Here is a 7417-nt window from a genome sequence, read left to right as displayed (position 1 = left end):
CGCAGAGGACGCGGTGAAGCGCAAAGAGCGCAATAATTAAAATAAAATCTCTGCGGTACTTGGCGAATACTCAGCGGTCTCAGCGTTAAAAAGGAGTTAAACGCGAGGAGGAGTTAAACACAGAGAGCGCGAAGAAGCGCAGAGGGCGCAATGTTGTAATAAAAAGTGATCTCAGCGAATACTCAGCGGTCTCAGCGTTAAAAGAAAAAACAGAACCATGACTGAAAACCAGATCTCAGAAATCATCATAGGATGTGCCATCGATGTACATAAGGCGCTTGGCCCGGGATTGCTGGAATGTGTCTATCAGGAATGCCTGTACTACGAGTTAGGTAAAAAAGGATTGCGGGTAGAAAAGGAAAAACCGCTGCCGGTTATGTACAAGGAAGTAAAAATGGACATCGGGTACAGGGCTGATTTATGGGTGGAGGACAAGGTGATTGTTGAGCTGAAATCGGTGGAAGCGTTGAATCCGGTGCATACTGCCCAGACGTTGACCTATCTGCGGCTGTCGGATCGAAAGCTTGGCTTATTAATCAATTTTAATGTGTCCAGGTTAACGGATGGAATAAAACGATTAGTTAATAAACTATGAATAGAGGATTTAAACGCAAAGGACGCGATGAAGAGTTAAACGCAGAGAGCGCGAAGAAGCGCAGAGAGAATATAATTATAACTCAGCGGTACTTGGCGAATACTCAGCGGTCTCAGCGTTAAAAAGGATTTAAACGCGAGGAGGAATTAAACGCAGAGGACGCAATAATGATAACTGTAAACTGATAACTGTAAACTGATAACTGTAAACTGATAACTGTAAACTGATAACTGTAAACTGATTACATGATCCGATTGGTACACATATTACGTCTGGCGCTGGTGCTGATACCGGCGATGCTGACTGTGGCGACTGCCACGGCCCAGGAGACGCGTGTGTACATCGGGATGACCACCCCGCTGAGCGTGGAACAAATGCCGGGCGACAGCTATACCTGGGAAATCTACAACGACCCAAGTGTGGACTTTGCCGTGGTGTCGGGCACAGCGGTGGATGAAGGACAGGCGATGTTCCCGTCAGGGAATACCGGCGCGACGGTTCAGGTTACCTGGCTCGAAGCGGGCATCTATTTCTATAAGGTGACGGCAGTGGATGCCGCGAACTGTACCAACAATCTGAAGATCGGCATGATCGAGATCTTCGAGTCGCTGCCAACAGCTGTGATCACGGCGCCCGAAATCTGTATCGGCGACCCGGTTGACCTGGCAGTTGAGCTGACGGGCAATGGGCCGTGGACCTTCACCCTGACGGATGGCACGGATACCTGGGTTCACAACACGGACGATCCGAATTATGTGATTACGCTCGACCCGGCGCCGAAAGTACCAACAACCTATTGGATCACGGAGATAAAAGATTTGTATGGCACCAACAGTGACCCGCAGTCGGAAGTAACGGTGATTGTACACCCGAAACCGAAGAGCTCGCGGATCCGCGTGGTAGACAATTGACAAGTAAAAAGGCAAAAGGCAAAAGTAAAAAGGGAGAAGAGAGAAGTAGGGTCACGATACGTTGTGACCACTGAAAGAAAGAGAACAGAAAAAATTTAAACGCAAAGAACGCAGGGAAGCGCAGAGGACGCGAAAAATAAAATAAAAGCTCTGCGGCACTTGGCGAATACTCAGCGGTCTCCGCGTTAAAAAAAGGTTTAAAAGAATGATACGACTTCGATACATATGGACATTGATGCTGCTGGCAGCTACCCTCGTGGTGGCCGGGCAGAACTATGTCATTGACGAAGTATGTATCGGGTCGCGGGCAACCTACCGGATTGATGGTGAAGAAGGCTCCACTTACAGCTGGACGCTTACCGACGAATACGGGACCATCATTCAAAACAATATTCCTTCGACCCTGATCACCGGGGTTGATCCGGCCACGGGAGCGCCCAACACGTCGTCGGAAGTACAAATCAGCTGGAACATGCCGGGCACGTACCTGCTGTCGGCTGTGCAAACGTCGCTGTTTAATTGCGACAGCCTGCAGCTCGGCGAGGTGATCGTACACATTTCCCCAACAGCCTATGCCGGTCCGCCACAGGTGATCTGTCCGGGTGAAGAGGTAATCCTGTACGGGGCCACGGCCAGCAACTTCAACAACCTGCTGTGGACGACCAGCGGCGACGGCCAGTTTGACGATCCCGACAAGCTGAACCCGGAATACCGGCCCGGGGTGAACGACCTGGCGCTGGGCTTTGTGAACCTGACACTCACCGCCGAAGGCCTGGGACGTAACGGCACCTGTACCCCGGCTGTGTCGAGCGTGAACATTATCCTGATTGATGCGGATGAGCTGGTCAGCATCACCGACAGCACGGTTTGCGAAATCGACCTGCCGCTTGCCTGGAACGGCGACCTGATCGACCGTGCCGGTACCTATACGGCTGACCTGGTCAGCATCCACGGCTGCGACTCCACCGCCATCCTCAACCTGACGGTGCTGCCCGACAATGTGGTGCCGGTAGCTGTTGACGACCGCTACGTCATTCAGCAGGGCGTGATCAACACCTTCGATGTGCTGGCCAACGACTCCGACCCGAACGGTGAGCTCGACCCGACCTCGCTGCATATATCCACGCCACCAGCGCATGGTACCATCAGCCTGAACGGCAACTTCGAGGTGATTTATACGCCCGACCCCGACTATACCGGCGAAGACTCCTTTGGGTACACGGTGTGCGACGATGGCATCCCCTGCTACGTGCTGTGCGACTTCGCCAACGTGACCATCACCATCCTGCCGCCCAACACGCCGCCAATCGCGATGGACGACTATTACAGCACCGGTTGCAGTCCGTTTGACGCCAACATCCTGGCCAACGACTACGATCCGGATGGCGACAACATTTACGTGCTCACCCAGCCGGTGACCTTCCCCACCCTGGGTACGGTGACCATCCACCCGGATGGAACAATCAGCTATACCTTCGACCGGGGCACAAGCGGCTTCGACCAGTTCATCTATGAGATTTGCGACGACAACTATTTCCCGGAATGTGACCAGGCAACGGTTTATATCACCATCTTCTCCGACTTCGACTGCGATGGCATCCCGGATGAAGATGATATTGACGACGACAACGACGGCATCGTGGACTGGGACGAAGGTGACCTGTCGCGCGACTCGGACGGCGACGGCATACCCGATAGCCTGGACATTGACTCGGACAACGACGGCATACCCGATAACATTGAAGCACAGGCGGAAGGAAAACCGCACATCCGCCCCAGCGGCATCGATGAAAACGAAAACGGGCTGGACGACATTTACGAACAGGACGGCAACCTGGGCCTCACGCCGGTTGATACGGATGGCGACGGCCTGCCCGACTATATCGATACGGATACCGACGACGATGGTGTGCCCGACTATATTGAAGGATATGACGCCGATGCGAATGGTATTGCCGACGTGCTGCCGGTGGGCGCCGATGACGACGGAGACGGCCTGGATAACGCCTACGACGATTTCTTTGGCGGGTTCAACGAAAATGACCTGAACAACGCCTATGGTGCGCACCCGCCGCTGCAAGACTTTGATGACGATGACATCCGCGACTGGCGCGATGTGGATGATGATAACGACGGCATCCCGACCATCCACGAGGACCTGAACAACAATGGCGTATATCACGACGACGACCTGGATCTGGACGGACATCCGGAATACCTCGACGCTCAGGATGATTGCAAGATGTTCATCCCCGAAGGATTCTCGCCCAACGACGACGGGGTACACGACTACTTCCAGATTTACTGTATGAAGAAGTACCCGGATGCCAAGCTGATGATCTTCACCCGCGAAGGCGACCTGCTGTACGAACACGAACGGTACGGTAACCGGGAATTCTGGGGTAGCTTCGAGGCTTCGTGGTGGAACGGCGAAAGCATCAAGAACCATCAGAACGGACACCATAAGGTGGTGCCGGGAGTTTATATGTATATCCTGGATTTGGGCAACGGCGACCTGGAACGCGGATTTGTGATGGTGTCGTATTAAGTCGTGAGTCGGTATAGGTTGAGTCATCCCGTCCGGCAACTGCCGGATCAGGGTCTCACCCGGCAAGAGATCCCGAAACAAGTTCGGGATGACGCGAAACAGCTTGACAATAGAAAACGAAACCTGCAGGACAGGAAAAAGAAAGATTGATGAGAAATTTTAAAAACATACGGGGAAGATTGAGACTAACCGGCTGCCTGCTGACCGGACTGCTGCTGTTGCTGGCAGTTCGTTCGGCGGGACAGCTCACCGACCCGGTGTTCACACAATACATGAACAGCATGCAGACCATTAACCCGGCTTACGCAGGCATGTGGGACAAGGTGGGCATCCAGGTGTTTACGCGCCGCTATTTTGTGGGCCAGGACAAGGCGCCGCTGGTCACCTCGGTGTCGATGTACAAGCCCATTAAGAACGACAACAACGGGCTGGGCATAAACATTATGGAAGAGCATTTCGGCTACGAGGACCGGCTGACCATCACCGCCGACTATTCGTACCAGGTGAAGCTGGACTGGAAAACCTTTCTGCGCCTGGGAGTGAAGGTGGGCATCCTGAATTACAACAACCTGCTCACCAAGTACAAGCTGGACCCGTGGAACTATCCGGATGTGGCGTTTCAGGAGGATGTGCACATTCCGGCCATGCTCAAGTGGGGCATCGGCGGGCTGGTTTACTCGCGCGACTACTACATTGGCTTGTCGATCCCTCAGCTAGTGGAGAATGACTTTCAGGCCAACCGGAATAACTACTCCTCCATGGCCGAGGTGCGCTATGCGTACCTGCTGGGGGGCTACTTTTTCGGGCGGCAGCGGCAAATACGCTTCAAGCCGACCCTAATGGTGAAAGCGGCTATGGGTGAGCCGGTACAGGCCGACCTGGCTGCCAACTGGCTGTTCTTCGATAAATTCTGGATCGGCGCCATGTACCGCACCAACAACACGGCAGCCATCCTCACCCAGTTTGTGATGATGAAGAATATCCGTATCGGCTACGCGATGGAGATGCCCTTTGGCAAAGAAATCTGGAAATACCAGATCGGCACCCATGAGTTCCGGCTGGTGTATGAGTACGATTTCTACAAGCGGCCGTATGTGCGGAAGCAGTACTTCTAGAAAGCCTCCCCCTTCCCCCTCCAAAGGAGGGGATTGTCCAATCGCTGACCGGGTTGGATATTGAATAATGCGTTGCATCCTGGCGTCATTGCGAATGAAGCGCAGCGGAATGAAGCAATCTGCAATGAGGAAGGAATTGGACGCAAATGACGCGGACATTTGGAAGGATGAAGGATGAATGTTGAATGATGAATGGGGCGCTTCAGGCAGGCGTCACTGCGAATGCAGCGCAGCGGAATGAAGCAATCTGTTGCGCATAGAGAACTTCCGTCAAAGCCGGGCAAGCTTTCAACGACTCAACGCCATACCGAGCAGCCTCGGATCCCCAAGGGATCGAACCATTCATCACCCCCAATCGAATTGGAGGATTGCGACCAATAAAAACCTTATTCAATTGCCCAACCTTAGTAGAAAAAACACCACGCCTGACCTCCTGCCAACCTTATTACCTTATTTAAACTGGGTTTACACGAATGAGGTAATAAGGTTTTAAATGATGTCTATCTGCACACAAGGCTACTAAGGTTGAAGAAATAAAATAAGGTTCTCGAAGGATGAATGGGACTCGTTGCACTTGAGAATGGGGCGCAGATGACACAGACCTTTGGAAGGATGAATGATGAATGGGACACTCCAAGCAGGCGTCATTGCGAATGAAGCGCAGCGGAATGAAGCAATCTGCAATGAGGAAGGAACTTAGGACGCAAATGACGCGGATTCATTTTGCCCGTTATGATTTAATGTGTAATCCTTTACGCAGGCATTTCCCGTCACCGATCCGCGCAGATGGTTCTGCGGGCTTGAAAAAAACCTTATTCATTTGGCCAACCTTAGTAGAAAAAAACCACACCTGACCTCGGCCAACCTTATTACCTTATTTAAACCAGGTTTACACGAATAAGGTAATAAGGTTTTAAATGTGTCTAGCTGCACACAAGGCTACTAAGGTTGAAGAAATAAAATAAGGTTTTTGGGTTCATCATTGATCAGCAGGTTCCGAACCGCGATTAAATGGGCGTGCCTTTTCTCTTTCAGCGGGAAGGTCACGGCATGCCGTGACCATACGGGGCGGTATGAGCCGGAGATCGTTCGTCCGCGATTACCTGATCCCCAAGGGATCAAACCATTCATCACCCCCAATCGAATTGGGGGACGGCGCAATACCACAGCGACCACCCCAACCCCCGAAGCGGGTTGAACCATCCGGAAATGATTGAACTCCTTCAGAGTTCCCAAAAAAAGACACTTTCGTCTGCCGCCAGTACCACTGTCGGTGATGAACATGTAACTCCTTCGGAGTAGGTTAGTGGTCACGACATGTCGTGACCGTACGGGCCGCTGCGAATCGGAAATCGGAAATCCGCGATTAAAAATCGCGGCACCCGGGAACAAAAATATTCCGATCCGGTACAGGTGTGCAAATGATCTTTCACCCAATAGATTTTGTTGCTCACTCAGAAAGAACTAATTTTGAAAAAAACATGCTCATGGCTACGTTAAAAATCAAAATTGACACGAAACAGAATGCCCGGTTATTGAAGAAATTCCTGCAAAATATTCCATTTGTGAAAAAAATTGAGGATGATCTTCAAGCCAGCCAACCAGCATCTCTCTCTCAATACGACCAACTAAAGGAAATTCTCGATACCATTGAGCCGGGTAGCTTGTATGGCGAAATCATTGACCCTGTCAATTGGCAAAAAGACCTTCGCAATGAATGGGAAACTCATTGACACAAACATCCTGATCTATTTGTCTCAACGAAAGATCAACCTCGAAGATATTACACAGATGCATAGCAGGCTGTATATTTCCGTCATTACCTACATGGAAGCGCTGGGATATCCTTTCAGAAATAATCAGGAAAAGCAGACCATGGAAAAGATCTGTTCGATTTTTGAGATCATTCAGCTGGAACAGACGATTATTGATGAGGTTATTCGCATTCGCCAAAAACATAAAATCAAACTACCGGATGCCATTATTCTGGGCACAGCCATAAGCGGGAAATTGGAACTTATAACGGCCAACACGGCTGATTTTATAAATATCCATCCCGGTGTTCCGTTGCATAATCCGATGAAATAAGTTCAGAATGGATAGGACGCAGACCTTGGGAATGATGAATGATGAATGTCGAATGATGAATGGGGTGCTTCAAGCAGGCGTCATTGCGAATGAAGCGCAGCGGAATGAAGCAATCTGCAATGAGGAAGGAAATTAGGACACAGACATTTGGAAGGATGAA

At 51.1% G+C, this 7417-nt stretch carries 8 protein-coding genes; 7 read left to right on the top strand and 1 reads right to left on the bottom strand.

The window, feature by feature from the left end; all coding sequences use genetic code 11:
- Window positions 1-217: 217 nt before the first annotated feature.
- The 4 genes from N2K84_RS19770 (at window position 218) to N2K84_RS19755 (ending at window position 5169) form a co-directional block, all read left to right on the top strand.
- Window positions 218-595, top strand: coding sequence for a GxxExxY protein (locus N2K84_RS19770; RefSeq protein ID WP_282593565.1), 378 nt, complete (start codon window positions 218-220; stop codon window positions 593-595).
- 245 nt (window positions 596-840) lie between these two features.
- Window positions 841-1506, top strand: coding sequence for a hypothetical protein (locus N2K84_RS19765; RefSeq protein WP_282593564.1), 666 nt, complete (start codon window positions 841-843; stop codon window positions 1504-1506).
- A gap of 205 nt (window positions 1507-1711) precedes the next feature.
- Window positions 1712-4054 carry an Ig-like domain-containing protein gene (locus N2K84_RS19760; RefSeq protein WP_282593563.1) on the top strand — a complete coding sequence of 781 codons (2343 nt, stop codon included), beginning with the start codon at window positions 1712-1714 and terminating at the stop codon, window positions 4052-4054.
- Window positions 4055-4203: 149 nt separating this feature from the next.
- Entirely contained in the window at window positions 4204-5169 is a 966-nt protein-coding gene (locus tag N2K84_RS19755; protein ID WP_282593562.1) for a PorP/SprF family type IX secretion system membrane protein, read from the top strand.
- A gap of 942 nt (window positions 5170-6111) precedes the next feature.
- Here the strand turns inward: N2K84_RS19755 and N2K84_RS19750 are convergent.
- Entirely contained in the window at window positions 6112-6405 is a 294-nt protein-coding gene (locus N2K84_RS19750; RefSeq protein ID WP_282593561.1) for a hypothetical protein, read from the bottom strand.
- Window positions 6406-6656: 251 nt separating this feature from the next.
- On the opposite strand from N2K84_RS19750, the gene N2K84_RS19745 reads away from it, so the two are divergent.
- From N2K84_RS19745 to N2K84_RS19735, 3 genes are read left to right on the top strand one after another with little or no spacing between them, the layout of a single operon-like run.
- A complete protein-coding gene (locus N2K84_RS19745; RefSeq protein ID WP_282593560.1) occupies window positions 6657-6902 on the top strand; it encodes a hypothetical protein in 246 nt (81 codons plus the stop codon).
- The gene (locus N2K84_RS19740; protein ID WP_282593559.1) at window positions 6883-7257 is read left to right on the top strand and encodes a type II toxin-antitoxin system VapC family toxin; all 375 of its coding nucleotides are present in this window, start codon (window positions 6883-6885) and stop codon (window positions 7255-7257) included. Before N2K84_RS19745 ends, N2K84_RS19740 begins: the two co-directional genes overlap by 20 nt.
- 7 nt (window positions 7258-7264) lie before the next feature.
- Complete coding sequence (locus N2K84_RS19735) at window positions 7265-7393, top strand: hypothetical protein (RefSeq protein ID WP_282593558.1); 129 nt, start codon at window positions 7265-7267, stop codon at window positions 7391-7393.
- The last annotated feature ends 24 nt before the right edge of the window (window positions 7394-7417 follow it).

It is taken from the genome of Gaoshiqia sediminis (genome assembly GCF_025907915.1).
Lineage (GTDB): Bacteria > Bacteroidota > Bacteroidia > Bacteroidales > Prolixibacteraceae > Gaoshiqia > Gaoshiqia sediminis.
The sequence above is the reverse complement of the archived record's forward strand: the minus strand, read 5'-3'. Positions and strand labels throughout refer to the sequence as shown.